Origin of the sequence: Rhodococcus sp. NPDC060090, assembly GCF_042729855.1 — a bacterium.
Taxonomy (GTDB): Bacteria; Actinomycetota; Actinomycetes; order Mycobacteriales; family Mycobacteriaceae; genus Rhodococcus.
Genome location: NZ_JBHWXB010000002.1, coordinates 1 through 16,018, shown reverse-complemented (window position 1 = coordinate 16,018; position 16,018 = coordinate 1). Strand labels below are relative to the sequence as shown.

The window sequence follows — 16,018 nt, the reverse complement described above, 5'->3', positions numbered from 1 at the left end:
GCGAGTCGTGGTGGTCGAGCGAGGCACCGGGGTCCTCATCAACCTGGTGTCGGGTTCGGCGACGACGGACCCGCCCGCACCGACGCGATCGTCGGGCAGGGATTCGACGCCGTGCCCGCACCCGCCCCTGAGCCCGCTCAGTGGAATCGCGCATGTCATCGGCGCCACAGCGTCGTAGTGCGAAAACTACCGGTCACCGAGATCGGACAAGCCTCGACACGAATCGGTCCGTGCGTCCGAATTCGCGTATAGCGACGAATGGGAGAGCAACGATGGAGTTGAAGGAGTCGCCGGCGCAGCTGGAGCTGCGAAGGGAACTGCGCGCGTACTTCGCGAGCCTGCTGCCAGAGGAGAAGCGCCGCAGGGCGGGTGAACAGGGTGTGGGCGGCGAGCACTTCCGTGAGGTCGTCAAGTTGTTGGGCCAGGACGGCTGGCTCGGCATCGGATGGCCCGAGGAGTACGGCGGCCAGGGCCGCTCCATCGAGGAGCAGTTCGTGTTCTTCGACGAGGTGCAACGTGCGGGTCTTCCGTTCCCGTTCGTCACCGTGAACACGGTCGGTCCGACGCTGATGAAGTACGGCACGCAGGAGCAGAAGGAACGCTACCTGCCGGGGATACTCGCCGGTGATATCGTCTTCGCGATCGGTTACACCGAACCGGAGGCCGGTACCGACCTCGCCTCGCTCAAGACACGCGCGGTTGCCGACGGCGACGAATGGGTCGTCGACGGCAACAAGATCTTCACCTCCGGTGCCAACACCGCCGACTACGTCTGGCTGGCGTGCCGCACCGCCCCCGAGGCTCCCAAGCACAAGGGCATCTCCATCCTGGTCGTGCCCACCGACGATCCCGGCTTCTCGTGGTCCCCGATCAACACCGTCGGTGGCCTGATGGTGACTTCGACTTACTACAGCGGCATTCGCATTCCGCAGGGCAATGTCATCGGTGACGTCAACGGCGGCTGGCAGCTGATCGCAGCCCAGCTCAACCACGAGCGCGTCGGCCTCGCCGCTATCGGCGGCCGCACGTACGGACTGTGGCATCAGGTTCTGGATTGGGCCAAGGACAACGGCGCTATCGAGATTCCTTGGGTTCAACAGGAATTCGCCCGCACGCACGCGAAACTCGAAGCGATGCGTCTGCTGAACTGGAAGATGACGGCGGCTGTCGCTGCGGACACGTTGTCCGGGGCGGACGCCGGCGCCACGAAAGCGTACGGCACCGAAACCCACATCGACGTGTATCGCACGCTGCTCGCGATCCTCGGCGCCTCCGGCCGGATCCGTCCCGAATCGCCGGGTGCGCTGCTGGCCGGGCAGATCGAGCAGATTTCCCGCCAGGGAATGGTCAACACCTTCGGCGGCGGTGTCAACGAGGTACTGCGCGACATGGTCGGCACGATGGGCCTGGGTCTCGTGCGTGAAAAGAGGGTCAAGTGAGCGACTTCCTCGCCGCACTCGAGGCTTTCGAGGGTAAGACACTCACCCCCACCACGTGGGGACCGGACGAGGTCAACGTCCCGATGATCCGGCACTGGGTCGAGACGATGGGCGATACCAATCCCATCTACCTCGACGACGATGCCGCCCGCACCACCGGGCGAGAAGGAGTCGTGGCTCCCGCGTTGATGGCGCAGGTGTGGACCATGCGGACCTTCAACGACAAGGTGGCGAACAACGATCCGTCGCAGGTATGGACGGACTTGATCGCGACGTTCGACGCCCAGGGCTTCACATCCGTCGTCGCCACCGACTCGGACTTCGAGTTTCTCGTGGAACTGCGTCCGGGAGACCGGGTGTCGCTCACCGAGGTGATCGAATCGATCTCGGAGGAGAAGAAGACCGGCCTGGGTGTCGGGCACTTCGTCACGACTCTGAAGACGTACCGCAACGGTGACGACGAGATCGTCGCTACCCAGCGTTGGCGCACACTGCGATTCGCACCCAAGCCTGCTGAGAAGTCGAAGGGTCTGCGTCCGCGTCCGGCACTCAACGCCGACAACCTCTTCTGGTTCGAAGCTGCCAAGGAACATCGACTCGTGATCCAGCGGTGCAGCACCTGTGGCACGCTGCGGCATCCCACCGGGCCCATGTGCGGGGCGTGCCGATCGCTCGAATGGGACACCGTCGACGCTTCGGGACGCGGCACCGTCTACAGCTTTGTCGTCAACCACCATCCTCAGATCCCCGGATTCGACTACCCGCTGATCGTGGCGACCATCGAACTCGAAGAGGGCACCCGACTGATCGCGAACATGACCGGCGTGACGCCGGACGAGGTCGAGATCGACATGCCGGTGGAACTGGACTGGATCGACGCCGACCCGGATCTGACGCTGCCCGCGTTCCGGCCGGCTGCACGGGAGGAGCACTGATGGACTTCAACTTCAGCGAAGAGCAAGAAGCAATTCGCACCCTCGCCGATGAGGTTTTCACCAGCAGGGCCGACATCGATCGGGTCAAGCGGGTCGAACTGAGCGACGAGCGCATCGACCGCGACCTGTGGCGTGAACTCGCGAACACCGGGCTGCTCGGCATCGCACTGCCGGAAGACCTCGGCGGCGGCGGACTTGGCCTGTCCGAGTTGTACGTGTTGCTCGAGCAGCAGGGCCGCCACGTCGCACCCGTGCCGATCTGGCAGGCGACGCTCGCCGCACTCACGATCGCCGAGTTCGGCACCGACGAGCAGCGCACTGCGCTGGTCCCGGGCGTCGCCGACGGCAGCCGGTTCCTCACGATCGGACTCGAAGAGTTCGGCCCGTACACCGAGGGAGACCCGCAGACCACAGCTGCCGAGAATGATGGCCGCTGGATTCTGACCGGAGCCAAGGCCGTCGTTCCGATCACCCATGTGGCGGATCGCGCGATCGTCTCGGCGACCACGCCCACCGGCGCGGCGCTGTTCCTCGTCGACCTCGCCGCCGACGGCGTGTCGGTGGAGCAGACACAGTCGACCAACTGGGAGATCTGCGGCAACGTCACGTTGGCATCCGCTCCCGCCGAGTTGCTCGGTCCCGCCGACGGCACCACCGCCCAGTGGCTGCTCGACCGGGTCGAACTCGCGCTGGCCGCGATGGCTCTCGGTGTCGGAGACGGCGCCGTGCAGCACGCCGTTACCTACCTCAACGGCAGGCACCAGTTCGGGCGCCCCCTTGCGACGTTCCAGGCGGTCAACCACCAACTGGCCGACTGCTACATCGACCTCCAGGCGATGCGTGTGACGCTCTGGCAGGCCGCGTGGCTGCTCGCCGAAGGTCAGGAACTCGGTACGTCGGTGCTCGTCGCGAAGTGGTGGGCCACCGACGGCGGTCAGCGCGTCGTGCATCGCACCACACACGTCCACGGCGGCATGGGTGTCGACAGCGACTATCCGGTGCACCGGCACCTGTTGTGGGGCAAGCAGATCGGCGCGACTCTCGGCGGATCGGCGTCCGACCTCGCCCGTCTGGGTGCACAGCTCGCCGCCGGTGTCGAGGTGGTCGCATGACCGCCACCGCCACCACACCTGCGTTGAACGGGCGCAGCTACGACGACATCACGGTCGGCGAGGTGCTGCCCGAGCTGGAGATCCCGTTGACCCGCACACTGATCGTGGCCACCGCGCTTGCGACCCGCGACTTCCAGGATGTGCACCACGATCCCGACCTGGCGCGTGAGCGCGGGTCCAAGGACGTGTTCATGAACATCCTCACCAGCAACGGCCTGGCCGGACGATTCGTGACGGACTGGGCCGGATCTGCCGTGTCGGTGCGCCGCGTGAAGATCCGCCTCGGCGCTCCCAACTACCCGGGCGACACCATGACGATGACCGGCGAGGTGGTCTCCAGGGAGAACGGCCTCGTCGAGGTGAAGGTGCAGGGCGCGAACAGCCTCGGCAGCCACCTCGCGGGCACCGTCACCGTCGCGTACCCCGCCGCAAGTGAAGGGAAGGACGCCTGATGGCTGTCAGCCCGCTCTCGGGTGCCGCCGCGATCGTCGGCATCGGCGCCACCGAGTTCTCGAAGAAGTCCGGCCGCTCGGAACTCCAGCTCGCGTGCGAGGCCGTGACCGCGGCTCTCGCAGACGCAGGCATCGACCCGTCCGAGGTCGACGGTCTGACGACCTTCACGATGGAGACCAACGGTGAGATCCTCGTCGCCCGCAACTGCGGGCTCGGGGAGCTGAAGTTCTTTTCCCGCATCGGCTACGGCGGCGGTGCGGCGTGCGCATCGGTGCAGCAGGCCGCGATGGCCGTGACGACCGGCGTCGCCGACGTCGTCGTGGTCTACCGCGCATTCAACGAACGCTCCGGAATGCGCTTCGGCGCGGGACAGCACGACCGTCCGATGGACTCCACCGCGGACCGTGCGGCCTACGCGTGGCTGACCCCGCAGGGCCTTGCGACGCCCGCCCAGTGGGTCGCGATGTTCGCCCGCCGGTACATGCACCAATACGGTGCGACGAGTGAGGATTTCGGCCGCGTTGCCGTGGTGGCTCGTAAGCACGCTGCCAACAATCCTGCCGCATGGTTCTACGGCAAGCCCATCACGCTCGAGGACCACCAAAATTCCCGGTGGATCGCGGAGCCGCTGCATTTGCTCGACTGCTGCCAGGAGACCGACGGTGGTCAGGCGCTCGTCATCGTCTCGGCCGAGCGCGCCAAGGACCTGCGCAACAAGCCCGCGATCATCAAGGGAGCCGCGCAGGGCAGCGGCAAGGACCAGCACATGATGACGAGCTACTACCGACCCGACATCGCCGGCATCCCGGAGATGGGTTTGGTCGGGCGTCAGCTCTACGGCCAGAGCGGTCTGACGCCGGATGACATCGATGCCGCGATCCTCTACGACCACTTCACTCCGCTGGTGCTCCCGCAGCTCGAGGAACTCGGCTTCTGCGGTGTGGGCGAAGCCAAGGACTTCATTCGCGAGGGCAACCTCGAGATCGGCGGCAAGCTTCCGAGCAACACGCACGGCGGCCAGGTCGGTGAGGCATATCTGCACGGCGTCAACGGCATCGCCGAAGCCGTCCGCCTGCTGCGCGGCACATCCACCAACCAGCCCGAGAGCATCGACAACGTCATCGTCACGGCGGGAACCGCGGTTCCCACCAGCGGCTTGATTCTCGGCACCACCTGACCCGAACCACTCCGGCATTCCCCGCGGCGCCCGACATCATCCGGGTCGCCGCGGGTAATGTTCTCGTCTACGGGATATGTAGCGGCGGAATCATTTTCGTCTCCTGTACGAAGCGTTCGATCCTGTCATCTTCGGCGGGATCACTGGAGAGTCCGAGACTGATTCCGTCGCAGTGGCTTCCGTACCACTCGCCGAGTATGCCGGGAAGTTCGCCCCAGGTACCTGCCGGTAGGAGCCGGTCGAGAACGTCGTTCGTGAGAAGGCTCGGCAGTGAGGCCCATTCCCGGGCCGCAACCATCTCGGTGAGTTTCGGTCCGAGGTCGGGCAGGTCCAGCAGTTCGAGCTGACGGTGGTACGCGGGTGTGCTGTAGAGGAAGGCGAGTTCGCGGCGACGCTCGTCGCGGCACGCATCCACTTCGTCGCAAGTCCGGCCGACCAGTGGCCGAACGTTGACCACGATTCGCGGGCCGCTGTCCGTGCGTCCGGCTCCGGCCGCCCCTGCCCGGAGCGCAGGACGAATCCGGGCCTCCAGGTACCGCGGGTGCGAAGCTGCGGGGTGGCAGACGAAGCCGTCCGACACCTCTCCTGCGAGCGCACACATCCCGCGATTCACGCCGCCCGTCCAGAAGCTCGGTGGCGCACAATCGATCGGGCCGGGGTCGAAATACGGCTGGAGCCGGTCGAATCGGTAGTGCGGTCCTTCGTAGTGGAGCCCCGAGCCTTCCTGGAACGCAGTGAAAATCGCGCGAACCGATCCGATGTAATCCCGAAGCTGACCGACCGGGTCGGTCCACGTGGTCGAGTAGCGGCCTACGATGTTGCCCCTGACCTGCGAGGCGAGACCGAGTTGGAAGCGCCCGTTCGAGTACTGAGCCAGATCCCATGCGGCGTACGAGGTCACCATGGGACTTCGAGGGAACGCCACCACCATGCTGGTGCGCACGACCAGGGTCGTGGTGTGCGCGAGAGCGAGCACGCTTGTCACGAACGGGTCGTGAAACGTCTCCGGCACGTGCAACACGTCGAATCCGAGCGTCTCTGCGCGACGCGCGTATGACGCCACATCGTTCAATGGGGTGTCGGCCGGTAGCGACGCAATCAGCTCCACAATGTCCTCGGTTCGTCGAAGAGGTTCTGTCGGGATGTCTACTGCCTGCGTTCGGAGCGGGCACACTGACGGACGAGGGCTCGCAGCCGCGTTCGGCACAGATCCGCACGGCTCGACAACGCCCAGGACTGCCGTCATCGCGTCCGCGTCGAAGAACTGCTCTGCCGACGCGAGCTCACAGACCCGGTTGGGCAACCCGCCCGCACACGCCAGCACGATCCGCGCTCGCACTGCCAACTCCTGAGCGATTCAACGGCGTCGGGCCTAACGCTGCAACATATCTCGCTCAACCCGGCTCAGGTCCAGCACCGCCAACTTCGGCTTACGTCCATCACATTCTCATAGCAATATGACAATGAATTAACGACTCAGGACGTTAGAGTGCCGTGCCTATCGCTGCGCGAGGTGATTGCTTGGTGCTTGTCGATTGTCGATGTCCGTCCGAGTAGAGCGCTCGTGAGATGTGACGAGTCGCCGACCGCACCATCGGCGCGATGTTCGACAGCTCTACCGTGCCGACACAGGAGACAGAGATTGCGCCTTCCGCTCCGTTGGGCCCGGTGATGGGTGCTGCGACAGAACTGATCGCCATATGGCAGGCGTTGCGCGGAATGACGTCGAGACCGTGCCGCTGACGAATCCGGCTCAGGCGGCAGTGGAGGGCGTCGAGGTCGGTCTGGGAGTTTCTGCGTGGGCTCATTCGCATCAGGGCGTCGACTCTCTCCGGTTCGAGGCCGGCGAGGAGTACCCGTCCGCTGATGGTACTTCCGGCGGGTAGGTGTGTCGCGACCTGCGAGGGGATGGCCGCGCTGGCCGCGCCTCCGATCCTGTCGAGGAAATAGACGGAGGAGCCCTCGAGGACTGTCAGGTGGACGACTCCCCGGGTGCTGGCGTGGAGTTCGTTGAGAATTCCCGATGCTGCTCCGCGCAGCCGGGAGTGGTCCTTGGCCCGGTTCATGGTGTACATCCGCGGTCCAGGCTGGTACCCGCGTGAGCGATGTTCGATCCACCCCTGATCGATGAGCTGAGCGAGGAGTCGGAAGACTGTGGAGCGAGGCAAGCCGGTGATGTCGGTGATCTCCTCGAGGTACATCCGATCCGGTCCGGCGGTGATCGCGTCGAGGATGAGCGTGAACCGTTCCACTACGCCCGGGCGTTGCTCGCTGGGTGTGGTGGACGTCGGATTGGGTTCGCTTCGCATCAATGTCATTGAATGACCTCCTTCGCGGCACTATACCAAGCAATTGCTTGGTGGTTCTACCTGCAAATATTAGGAGATGGGTCTGCCCGTGTGGGGAGCCAGGCCTTTCAATAGTGAGTCGACCACTTCGATGATCAGTTCGTCGTTCAACGGGTCGATCGTCTTGTTGTTGGCCATGACGAAGATTCCCTGCAACGTTGCGAAGAAGACAGTTCCGATGGTCCGGGCATCACCGAACAGCTCATTCTCCGACAAGCCGATGTCGACCAAGGTCGCGACCGGGGCGAAACTCGCGGCACGTGCGTGCCGCAGTTCATCGGTGACGTCTTCCCGTCGGTAACGGGACATCAGGTCCACCAATGCGGGGTTATCGGTCGAGAATCGAACGAAAGACACTGCGACATCGCGCAGGGTGGGCACGAAACTGCGGTCGTCGATTGTGGCCGCAGCCTCCAGTCTGGCGCCCAGACGTCGAAAGCCTTCCACGGCAAGGGCTTCGAGTAGCGCGGCTTTATCGGTGAAATGCCGGCTCGGTGCGCCGTGGCTGACGCCGACCGCACGAGCGACTTCGCGTAGCGACAGGCCGGCTTCCCCCGATGTCTGCAGCAATTCTTCGGCTTCTCTGAGGAGTGCCGCGCGAAGATCCCCGTGGTGATAGCCCTTGCTCATGGGGGCGAACTTTAGCAAACGACCGCGCAATGTAGGCATTGACAACATTGGTGGGCCGACTCTACTGTTCCGATGAACGAGGAAGGGCGCGTCCATGATCGCAACAGCAGTGTCTCCGTCGATCGGCGTTGAGGTTCAGGGAATCTCGGCCGCAGACTTCAGCTCCCCGGGCACGGCATCGACAACGTCCGAGCTGCTGGCCCGTCACGGTGTCGTGGTTTTCAGGCAGGCGCACGTCAGCGACACCGACTTGGTCTCCTTCAGTCGAATGCTCGGTGATGTGGTGGTGGCTCCGATGGGCGGCCTTCCGGACCATCCGGAAATCTCGCCCGTCACCCTCGATCCCAGCAAGAGCGAGTTGGCAGGGCTGCGTCGCAGTACGATCTTCTGGCACATCGACGGAGTCACCGACGACATTCCGCAGAAAGCCACGCTGCTGACTGCCCGTGAGGTCGTGGACGGCGAAGGGGACACCGAATTCGCGAACACCTATGCGGCCTACGATGCGCTGCCGAACTCGAAGAAGTCCGAGTTGGCAGAGTATCGAGTGGTTCACAGCTTTGCGGCAGCGCAGCGGTTGACTCATCCCGATGCCACTGAAAAACAGAAGGATGCGTGGAATCGTCTTCCCGCGCGCGAACATCCATTGGTGTGGAAGCATCGTGACGGCAGGCGCTCACTGCTGATCGGGGCGACGGCCGGGCACGTCGTCGGGATGAGTCCGGAAGACGGACGCGCGCTTCTCGACAGCGTTCTGGAATGGGCAACGCAACCGCAATTCGTGCTGCGTCATCGATGGCAGGTGGGCGATCTCGTAATATGGGACAACACAAGTCTTCTGCATCGAGCGCTCCCGTACGAGCCCACATCGCGTCGTCTGATGCATCGCACCACCCTGGTGGGCGACGAGGCCGTCGCATAGCCGGGGAGCTGCTCCGGCGTCGCACACTCAGTAATCTACGAATCGAAGGACGAACCGATATGGCACGAATCGAACCGCTCACTCTGCGCGAGTTCCCCAAGGAAATGCGTGGGGCGCTGGCTGCGATGACGCCGCCGAATCCACGACACGCGCAACCGTCCACCGAGGGGCGACCCAAGGCGCTCAACACGTTGGGGACATTCGCCCATCACCCGGAGCTGGCCAAGGCGTACTTCACCTTCAACGGTCATCTGCTGATGGCGACCACCTTGTCGGAACGCCAGCGCGAGCTTCTCGTGCTCCGGGTCTCCGTTGTGCGCGACTCCGGGTACGAGTGGATTCAGCACGTGTTCATGGCGCGCGATGCCGGTCTCGACGACGATGAGATCAGCCGGGTCACGTTCGGCCCGACAGCGCCGTTCTGGGATGACCTCGACGCGGCGATCCTGAGGTCCGTCGACGAACTCATCGTCGAAGGCGAGATCAGCGCATCCACGTGGAAGGTGCTGGCCGCGCACCTCGACGTCCAGCAGATTCTCGACCTGATCTTCACCGTGGGCAGCTACGACCTGTTGGCCCGGATGTTCAGATCATTCGAACTCGAGATCGACCAGGATATCAAGGATCTGGTGGCGGAACGCGCCGCGAAGGCAGAAGTCCTGTAGCGGCGTTCGCCCTCATCTCTGCAGCTACTCCAGCGCCGAGAGGGCCGACGATGACCGTCCAGGACTGAGTCGTTCCATCGGATCGGCCTAGTAAGTCCGAACCGAGTGTTTCCCGTTTGTCCTCGTGGGTAACCAGTGGCATCACTTGGAGGAGGATGCAATGAGTACGAACGCTTGGGTCGGAGTGATCATCATCGCGTTGGTGGTGTTGCTGTTGCTCGTCGGACTTGTGGTGGCACTGAGGCGTCGGGGTGTCGCGAAACGGCACGCCGAGGCAGCGCACATCCGTGAGCGAGTGACAGAGCGGCAGCCGGTAGTCGAACAACGTGCTGTGGCGGCAGACCAGACCGAAGCGGAGGCGCGACGGGCGGCAGCGGACGCCGAGGCCAAGGCCGCAGAAGCGCAGCGTCTCGGCAATCGCGCCGAAAATCAGCGTGCCGCAGCCGAACGGTCCCGTGCAGAATTGGACGACGAGGTGGCACGCGCGAACAAGCTCGATCCGTCGGTCCGCGAGGGCCACAGCACCCGCCGGACCGATCAATCGGACCCCGGGACCGGTCTGCCGCCTCGCAACTGAGCGTCGACCTTACGAATCTGCTGAGGTCACGCGAGCGCCGGGTCGAACGCAGGCCCTGCCGGTGGCTGCTCGGCGACGTGCGGCTTCGTCCTTGCACCAAGGGCGTATGCCAAGTGTCCGCCGAGCATGCCACCGAAGCCGATCAGCGCGGTCGCAGCCGTGCTGGCAGCGAGCGCCGCGGGGCTATTGCCGCGACGCCGCCCCAGATACGACAGGCCCATCAGCGCGATACCCGTCCCGTTGACGGCCGCGTGCACCAATCCGACCCGGCGCTGTGTGGTGTTGCATTCCGCGAAATCGACCCAGCCGGTGAGTGCTGAAGGCACCGCTGTGGCCAGTCCGATACCGACCAGCAGACGCGCAGCCTCCGGCTTGTGGAATGCGAAATCGAACAGTGGAACGGCGGTCCAGACCCCGATCGGCACCGCGACCAGCGCCGGATGCAGCGGGTGTCCGGGTGCCACGTCACCGCGCAGCAGATCACCTGCCGTTCCGGACGTGACACGGCGGACTGCATCGCGAATCGCGGTCGAGGGTCGGTCCAGCGAAGCTGCGGCTTCCAGTTTCGAGAACAATTCAGTCATGAGGAGCGGATACCTCCAGTGAACGATCCGAAACCTGATTCGATCGTGCGCCGCCGGGTATGCCGCGGACATGAATACACGAAGAACTACCTTCATTGCAGGGGTCTCCTTGGTAGCGCTCGTTGCCGCCGGGTGCGGTGACGACGAGGCAACGACAGATGAGGCGACTGTCGAAACGCCCTCGCCCACTACTGAGACGACAACCGACGACATGCAGACTCCGGTTCCTGCCCCCGGAATGGCAGGTGCATTCCAAGTGCCCGGCGAACCCGGCGACGACGACAGCGCCTTGACCTACGACGAAGTGGCGGTCCCCGTCGGCTCAGTGGTCACTGTCGATTCCGAGGAAGAGGACGGCCGCACCACGATCACGCTCGACGCGACGGGCTTGGCACCGGACCGGGACTTCGGGGTGCATGTGCATACCCAGCCGTGCGGTATGCAACCGTCGGATTCGGGACCGCATTATCAGAACGACCTCGACCCCGCTGCCACCCCGGAAGCCCCGTCGACGGACCCCGCCTACGCGAACCCCCAGAATGAGATCTGGCTCGACGTCACCACTGATGACGCCGGGAACGCGCAGGCTTCGACGACAGTCGAGTGGGAGTTCCGCGACGACGAGGCGAACTCCGTGGTGCTTCACGCACAGCACACCATGACCGAACCTGGCGAGGCCGGAATGGCGGGCGACCGCTTGGCTTGTATTGACGCCGACTTCTGACGGGAGTCGTCGAGAGCGCGGGTTACGACATCTCGGTGCCAGGGCGCCTAGGCCACTGTCGATGGTCTTTGCCCCCTGGGCTGTCCGCGAGTGACAGCCCAGGGGCACGGGACTCCGCGCAGTCCTCCTGGCCGGCGGAAGAACTTGCCTTGCCAGTGATCTCGGCGGTGGTGATAGTGATCTTCTCAGTGCGCCCTCGATGACGATGGCGCCGAGGGGTCAGCCGGCCAGATGGCGGCTGATGACCAGTCTCTGGATCTGGTTGGTGCCTTCGAAAATCTGGGTGATCTTGGCTTCGCGCATGTACCGCTCGACGCGGAAGTCGCGGGTGTAGCCGTAGCCACCGAGGACCTGGACAGCGTCGGTGGTGACCTTCATCGCCGCGTCGGTAGCGACGAGCTTGGCGATCGAGGCGTTGCGCGAGTACTGCAGTCCGGCGTCGCGGCGGCGCGCGGCGTCGAGGTAGGTGGCACGCGCCGAGTCGACCGCGGCGGCCATGTCGGCGAGCAGGAAACCCAGGCCCTGGTGGTCGATGATCTTGCGGCCGAACGCGGTGCGCTCCTGGGCGTAGGCAACGGCTTCGTCGAGTGCGGCCTGCGCGATGCCTGTGGCGACGGCGGCGATGCCGAGGCGACCGGAGTCGAGGGCGCTGAAGGCGATCTGCAGGCCCTGTCCTTCGGCTCCGAGGCGTCGTTCGGCAGGGACGAAGGCGTCGTCGTAGTGCGCCGAGGTGGTGGGCACGGCGTGCAAGCCCATCTTCTCCTCGGGCTTGCCGAAGCTCAGGCCTTCGGTGCCGTGGGGAACGAGGAAGCAAGAGATGCCCTTCGAACCCTCACCGGTGCGGGCGAACAGATTGTAGAAATCGGCGACACCACCGTGGGTGATCCACGCCTTTGCGCCGGTGATGCGGTAGCCGCCGTCGGTGGCGGTGGCCTTGCAGGTCAGTGCGGCCGCGTCGGAACCGGCCTGCGGTTCGGACAGGCTGTAGGCGCCGATGGTGTTGCCGCCGAGCATGTCCGGCAGCCACTGCTGCTTCTGCTCGTCGGTGCCGAAGGCCATCAGTGGGTGGCAGGCGAGGCTGTGGACGCTGACGGCGACGGCGACCGCGGCCCAGCGGGCGGCGAGTTCCTCGAGGACCTGCAGGTACACCTCGTAGGGCTGGCCTCCGCCGCCCCATTCCTCGGGATACGGCAGGCTCAGCAGCCCCGCTTCGCCCAGGGTGGCGAACACGCCCTTGGGGTAGGTTTCCGTCTTCTCGTGTTCGTCGACGATCGGTGCCAGAACCTTGTCGGCGACGTCGCGGGTCAGCTGGATGAGGTCGCGGGCCTCGTCGGAGGGCAAGAGACGGTCGACGGCCACAGGGCTCTCCTCGAAGAGATACGGAAAGTAGTACTGAACTCTGCTCCACAGTACTACCCACTGATCAGTACTGCAATCGGTCTTTCAGTACTATCGGCCGTATGGATACCCGCTTGTCCTTCGCCACCGCTCGTCGCACCGAACTGTTCGACGGGCTGGTCGAACTGTTCCTCGCGGAGGGCTTCGCGCATCTGACGCTCGATGCAATCGCCGCGCGCCTCCAATGTTCCAAATCCACCCTCTACACCCTCGCCGGCAGCAAAGAACAGCTCGTCACGGCGGCAACCAAGCACTTCTTCAAACGCGCAACCGAACAGGTCGAAGCGAAGGTCGCAGCTGCGGGCACCCGCGACCGCATTGCGGCATATCTCACGGCCGTCGGTGAGGCTCTCGCCGCAGCGTCGGAACAGTTCATGAACGACCTCGATGCTTTCGCTCCGGCCCGGGAGGTTTACGAACGAAACACCCGCATCGCTGCCCGTCGCGTCCAGGAGCTGATCACCCTGGGCGTCGCCGACGGCGATTTCCGTGGAGTGAACGCGGAATTCGCTGCAGACCTCGCTGCCACCATGATGGTGCGTATCCAGCAGGGCCGCGTCCGCGCGGCCACCGGACTCGACGATGCCAACGCCTACCGTGAACTTACTTCGATCCTCACGACCGGTATCAGCGTCTGATTGGCGGCTTTTGGGGCTCTACTGACTCATTCGTGGGTGATTTCTTCCCGGAGGCCGCGGCGGGTGACCACCGAGACTGAGCATGGCCAGGGCGATGAGAGCCTCAGGACTGCGGAACCCGAACGCGACGCGGGTGATCAGTCTGATCTTGGTATTGATCGATTCGACAACGATCGACACTGCGCTCGGTATCGGACCACACCCGATCGACGATGGACCCGACGGTGCGCCATGCGACCTGCATCAACTCGCACACCGCGGACTTCGAGCAGTGCGTGGCCAGCCACGCGATCGTCTCGTCGAACCGTCGCGTGTGTCCGGCCCCGTGCCGCGCCCACGGCACATACGCCACGACCACCCCGTGCGCACGGCACACCACGCGTGGTGCCGGTCCTTCGACGAGCACCGCGGTCAGGCCCGCATCGAGAGTTCGCCACCGTCGGCGCCCCGTCCCACCGTCATAGCCGGGACTCCCGCGCTGGCACACTCCGCATCGCGACCTGGCCTTGGCCGCGGGCCGTACCGAGACCACTACGCGATCTGCGTCGTCGTCGTATTCGACACCCTCGACGATCGTCTTTTCGACACCGAGGATCCGAGCCCATATCCTGTTGTTGCGCACGCCGTTTTCCGTATCTGTAGCGACCTGACCTTAGACAAGCCAGAACGCTACTGGGGCAACGGCGTGCGTTTCTATACGGTCCTCAGGTCACCCACAGATCGGTCAGTAGAGCCACATTCTCATGGATAACGGTGATTACCCATCAGGGTGGTCGGTGCGGTGACGAGCTTCCTGGCGCTGCAGTGTGGGCGCCGACATGCTACTCGTGTGCGGATCTGCATCAGAACCGCAACATATCGGTCGGTGTACCCGCACGTGGTGCGTCCAGTGTGGCGTTCGTGTGGGCGTGAAGCGCTGTGTGTGTGTCGATCTCCGGGACCGGCGCCGGGGCTGTCGTAGGCTGGCCCAGACACCGCCGGTACGGCGCTACGGGCTCCCGGCGCGAGATCGGGCAGCGGTTCGGGTAGCGCGATGATGCATTTGATGAATGAGCTAGCGGTCGCAGGTTGGCATAATCTAGCTTACCGACCTTCTCTGGCAATAGTTCTCGCGTCGGCTCTACTCCTTCTGACCGCGCACCGATAATGTACGAACCGTCGGCCCCGTGGTGGAGACCTCGAGTTCGGCGGCGACCGCGCTCAGGCTCAGCTGGCGCATGCCGAGGTTGCGACCGACGCAGACGATGTTGATCCTGCGGGGCACGTCTGCACAGCCCAGCCGCCTGTATCCCCCAAAACCTCAAGTTGAACCCAGTAACTCAGGGGAGTCCAAGCATGCTCGCATGTACGGCAATACCCTCGACTTCAGCACAACGAAGATGTCACTCGAATCGGCCCGTTGAACTGGAGAATCGATGAACGACCTCGAACGATTGATTGCCGTCGAAGAGATCAAGCACGCCAAAGCGCGTTACTTCCGCGGCGTCGACACCGGCGATCCCGAGCTGGTTCGTGGTGTTCTGACCGAAGATTGCGTGCTCGACTACACGGGGTGCTGCACCGACCCGGCGACCGGTCACGACTTCCTTCCTCAGATGAATACGGTGAGGCGAGGCCACGCGCCCCCGTACATCCGTGGCGGTGCTCGGCACCCTGATCTCGCTGCTGCTGATCGGCGTGCTCGGGTCGCTCTTCATCGGCTGGGCCGCGCTCACCGGCAACACCGACGACAACACCGGCCTCATCCACGGCCTCTACCCGAACATCGACATGAGCGGTCTCCTCCTCGCCGGCGTGATCATCGGATCGCTCGGCGTCCTCGACGACGTGACGGTCACCCAGACCTCGGCGGTCTGGGAACTGCACGAGGCCAACCCGACGATGGGCTGGCGCGGCCTGTACCGGGCGGGCATCCGCATCGGCCGCGACCACATCGCCTCGGTGGTCAACACGCTGGTCCTGGCTTACGCGGGCGCGGCGCTGCCGCTGCTGCTGCTGTTCTCGATCGCGCAGAGCGGTGTGGGGACCGTCGCCAACAGCGAGCTGGTCGCGGAGGAGATCGTACGGACGCTGGTCGGCTCGATCGGCCTGGTGGCCTCCGTGCCGGTCACCACCGCCCTCGCCGCCCTGGTCGTGTCGGCGGACCGCCCGGCCGAACGACCGGCCCAGGTGGCGACGGCGGGTGGCGGGGCCAGTGCCCCGGCCCGTGGCGGGCGAGGCCGTCGCCGCAAGCGCTGACGCGTCCGGCGAAGCGTCACGCCGGCGACCGCACGGCTGCCGGAACGGTTCAGCCCGCGCTCTGTTCCTCCGCCAGGATGCGGTCCAGGGCCTCGTCGAGGTGGCTGTCGAAGTCGGCGAGCGCGCCCTCCTGCCCCAGCGGCACCAGCTTGTCAGTGCGGTCGAGGAAGGCCACCAG

General features: G+C 64.8%; 18 protein-coding genes and 2 pseudogenes. 12 read left to right on the top strand and 8 right to left on the bottom strand.

Translation table 11 applies throughout. The features are described from left to right. Positions 1 to 272: 272 nt before the first annotated feature. From ACFWCF_RS02435 to ACFWCF_RS02415, 5 genes are read left to right on the top strand one after another with little or no spacing between them, the layout of a single operon-like run. Complete coding sequence (locus ACFWCF_RS02435) at positions 273 to 1,439, top strand: acyl-CoA dehydrogenase family protein (protein ID WP_378556753.1); 1,167 nt, start codon at positions 273 to 275, stop codon at positions 1,437 to 1,439. Beyond that, on the top strand, positions 1,436 to 2,374 hold the full coding sequence (locus ACFWCF_RS02430; RefSeq protein WP_378556750.1) for a bifunctional MaoC family dehydratase N-terminal/OB-fold nucleic acid binding domain-containing protein: 939 nt from the start codon (positions 1,436 to 1,438) through the stop codon (positions 2,372 to 2,374). The genes ACFWCF_RS02435 and ACFWCF_RS02430 overlap by 4 nt, the downstream gene beginning before the upstream one ends. After that, the gene (locus ACFWCF_RS02425) at positions 2,374 to 3,486 is read left to right on the top strand and encodes an acyl-CoA dehydrogenase family protein (protein ID WP_378556747.1); all 1,113 of its coding nucleotides are present in this window, start codon (positions 2,374 to 2,376) and stop codon (positions 3,484 to 3,486) included. Before ACFWCF_RS02430 ends, ACFWCF_RS02425 begins: the two co-directional genes overlap by 1 nt. Then, a complete protein-coding gene (locus tag ACFWCF_RS02420) occupies positions 3,483 to 3,938 on the top strand; it encodes a MaoC family dehydratase (protein ID WP_378556744.1) in 456 nt (151 codons plus the stop codon). The genes ACFWCF_RS02425 and ACFWCF_RS02420 overlap by 4 nt, the downstream gene beginning before the upstream one ends. After that, positions 3,938 to 5,116: a lipid-transfer protein gene (locus ACFWCF_RS02415; protein ID WP_378556741.1), complete on the top strand. Its 1,179-nt coding sequence runs from the start codon at positions 3,938 to 3,940 to the stop codon at positions 5,114 to 5,116. Before ACFWCF_RS02420 ends, ACFWCF_RS02415 begins: the two co-directional genes overlap by 1 nt. A 67-nt stretch (positions 5,117 to 5,183) precedes the next feature. On the opposite strand, the gene ACFWCF_RS02410 is transcribed toward ACFWCF_RS02415, so the two are convergent. The 3 genes from ACFWCF_RS02410 to ACFWCF_RS02400 all read right to left on the bottom strand — a co-directional run bounded on the left by ACFWCF_RS02410 (position 5,184) and on the right by ACFWCF_RS02400 (position 8,094). Then, on the bottom strand, positions 5,184 to 6,224 hold the full coding sequence (locus ACFWCF_RS02410) for an LLM class flavin-dependent oxidoreductase (protein WP_378557685.1): 1,041 nt from the start codon (positions 6,222 to 6,224) through the stop codon (positions 5,184 to 5,186). Positions 6,225 to 6,600: 376 nt separating this feature from the next. Then, complete coding sequence (locus ACFWCF_RS02405; RefSeq protein WP_378556738.1) at positions 6,601 to 7,434, bottom strand: IclR family transcriptional regulator; 834 nt, start codon at positions 7,432 to 7,434, stop codon at positions 6,601 to 6,603. A gap of 60 nt (positions 7,435 to 7,494) precedes the next feature. Continuing rightward, positions 7,495 to 8,094: a TetR/AcrR family transcriptional regulator gene (locus ACFWCF_RS02400; protein WP_378556735.1), complete on the bottom strand. Its 600-nt coding sequence runs from the start codon at positions 8,092 to 8,094 to the stop codon at positions 7,495 to 7,497. Between the two features lie 94 nt (positions 8,095 to 8,188). Here ACFWCF_RS02400 and ACFWCF_RS02395 point away from each other — a divergent pair, with 94 nt between their 5' ends. The 3 genes from ACFWCF_RS02395 (at position 8,189) to ACFWCF_RS02385 (ending at position 10,258) form a co-directional block, all read left to right on the top strand. Continuing rightward, positions 8,189 to 9,016: a TauD/TfdA dioxygenase family protein gene (locus tag ACFWCF_RS02395; RefSeq protein WP_378556732.1), complete on the top strand. Its 828-nt coding sequence runs from the start codon at positions 8,189 to 8,191 to the stop codon at positions 9,014 to 9,016. Positions 9,017 to 9,075: 59 nt separating this feature from the next. Beyond that, on the top strand, positions 9,076 to 9,681 hold the full coding sequence (locus tag ACFWCF_RS02390) for a carboxymuconolactone decarboxylase family protein (protein WP_378556729.1): 606 nt from the start codon (positions 9,076 to 9,078) through the stop codon (positions 9,679 to 9,681). Positions 9,682 to 9,841: 160 nt separating this feature from the next. Further along, positions 9,842 to 10,258, top strand: coding sequence for a hypothetical protein (locus tag ACFWCF_RS02385; protein WP_378556726.1), 417 nt, complete (start codon positions 9,842 to 9,844; stop codon positions 10,256 to 10,258). Between the two features lie 26 nt (positions 10,259 to 10,284). On the opposite strand, the gene ACFWCF_RS02380 is transcribed toward ACFWCF_RS02385, so the two are convergent. Then, positions 10,285 to 10,842, bottom strand: coding sequence for a DUF2231 domain-containing protein (locus tag ACFWCF_RS02380; protein ID WP_378556723.1), 558 nt, complete (start codon positions 10,840 to 10,842; stop codon positions 10,285 to 10,287). A 70-nt stretch (positions 10,843 to 10,912) separates the two neighbouring features. On the opposite strand from ACFWCF_RS02380, the gene ACFWCF_RS02375 reads away from it, so the two are divergent. Continuing rightward, the gene (locus ACFWCF_RS02375) at positions 10,913 to 11,566 is read left to right on the top strand and encodes a superoxide dismutase family protein (RefSeq protein WP_378556720.1); all 654 of its coding nucleotides are present in this window, start codon (positions 10,913 to 10,915) and stop codon (positions 11,564 to 11,566) included. Positions 11,567 to 11,785: 219 nt separating this feature from the next. On the opposite strand, the gene ACFWCF_RS02370 is transcribed toward ACFWCF_RS02375, so the two are convergent. After that, entirely contained in the window at positions 11,786 to 12,925 is a 1,140-nt protein-coding gene (locus ACFWCF_RS02370; RefSeq protein WP_378556717.1) for an acyl-CoA dehydrogenase family protein, read from the bottom strand. A 101-nt stretch (positions 12,926 to 13,026) separates the two neighbouring features. Here ACFWCF_RS02370 and ACFWCF_RS02365 point away from each other — a divergent pair, with 101 nt between their 5' ends. Then, positions 13,027 to 13,602, top strand: coding sequence for a TetR/AcrR family transcriptional regulator (locus tag ACFWCF_RS02365; RefSeq protein ID WP_378556714.1), 576 nt, complete (start codon positions 13,027 to 13,029; stop codon positions 13,600 to 13,602). 18 nt (positions 13,603 to 13,620) lie between these two features. Here ACFWCF_RS02365 and ACFWCF_RS02360 read toward each other — a convergent pair whose 3' ends face one another. The 3 genes and pseudogenes from ACFWCF_RS02360 to ACFWCF_RS02350 form a co-directional block, all read right to left on the bottom strand. Further along, entirely contained in the window at positions 13,621 to 13,782 is a 162-nt protein-coding gene (locus tag ACFWCF_RS02360; RefSeq protein WP_378556711.1) for a transposase, read from the bottom strand. Further along, positions 13,772 to 14,224: pseudogene (locus tag ACFWCF_RS02355) on the bottom strand (helix-turn-helix domain-containing protein); the annotation flags it as partial. The pseudogene ACFWCF_RS02355 and the gene ACFWCF_RS02360, both read right to left, overlap by 11 nt. Before the next feature lie 498 nt (positions 14,225 to 14,722). After that, entirely contained in the window at positions 14,723 to 14,866 is a 144-nt protein-coding gene (locus ACFWCF_RS02350) for a hypothetical protein (protein WP_378556708.1), read from the bottom strand. A gap of 151 nt (positions 14,867 to 15,017) precedes the next feature. Between ACFWCF_RS02350 and ACFWCF_RS02345 the strand changes: the two are divergent. Then, positions 15,018 to 15,125: pseudogene (locus tag ACFWCF_RS02345) on the top strand (hypothetical protein); the annotation flags it as partial. Between the two features lie 112 nt (positions 15,126 to 15,237). After that, complete coding sequence (locus ACFWCF_RS02340; RefSeq protein ID WP_378556705.1) at positions 15,238 to 15,840, top strand: YibE/F family protein; 603 nt, start codon at positions 15,238 to 15,240, stop codon at positions 15,838 to 15,840. Positions 15,841 to 16,018: the final 178 nt, after the last annotated feature.

Coding starts and splice junctions, on each gene's coding strand:
- ACFWCF_RS02435 (WP_378556753.1), top strand. CDS start 273: ATGGAGTTGAAGGAGTCGCCGGCGCAGCTGGAGCTGCGAAGGGAACTG.
- ACFWCF_RS02425 (WP_378556747.1), top strand. CDS start 2,374: ATGGACTTCAACTTCAGCGAAGAGCAAGAAGCAATTCGCACCCTCGCC.
- ACFWCF_RS02420 (WP_378556744.1), top strand. CDS start 3,483: ATGACCGCCACCGCCACCACACCTGCGTTGAACGGGCGCAGCTACGAC.
- ACFWCF_RS02415 (WP_378556741.1), top strand. CDS start 3,938: ATGGCTGTCAGCCCGCTCTCGGGTGCCGCCGCGATCGTCGGCATCGGC.
- ACFWCF_RS02405 (WP_378556738.1), bottom strand. CDS start 7,434: ATGACATTGATGCGAAGCGAACCCAATCCGACGTCCACCACACCCAGC.
- ACFWCF_RS02400 (WP_378556735.1), bottom strand. CDS start 8,094: ATGAGCAAGGGCTATCACCACGGGGATCTTCGCGCGGCACTCCTCAGA.
- ACFWCF_RS02395 (WP_378556732.1), top strand. CDS start 8,189: ATGATCGCAACAGCAGTGTCTCCGTCGATCGGCGTTGAGGTTCAGGGA.
- ACFWCF_RS02390 (WP_378556729.1), top strand. CDS start 9,076: ATGGCACGAATCGAACCGCTCACTCTGCGCGAGTTCCCCAAGGAAATG.
- ACFWCF_RS02385 (WP_378556726.1), top strand. CDS start 9,842: ATGAGTACGAACGCTTGGGTCGGAGTGATCATCATCGCGTTGGTGGTG.
- ACFWCF_RS02380 (WP_378556723.1), bottom strand. CDS start 10,842: ATGACTGAATTGTTCTCGAAACTGGAAGCCGCAGCTTCGCTGGACCGA.
- ACFWCF_RS02375 (WP_378556720.1), top strand. CDS start 10,913: ATGAATACACGAAGAACTACCTTCATTGCAGGGGTCTCCTTGGTAGCG.
- ACFWCF_RS02365 (WP_378556714.1), top strand. CDS start 13,027: ATGGATACCCGCTTGTCCTTCGCCACCGCTCGTCGCACCGAACTGTTC.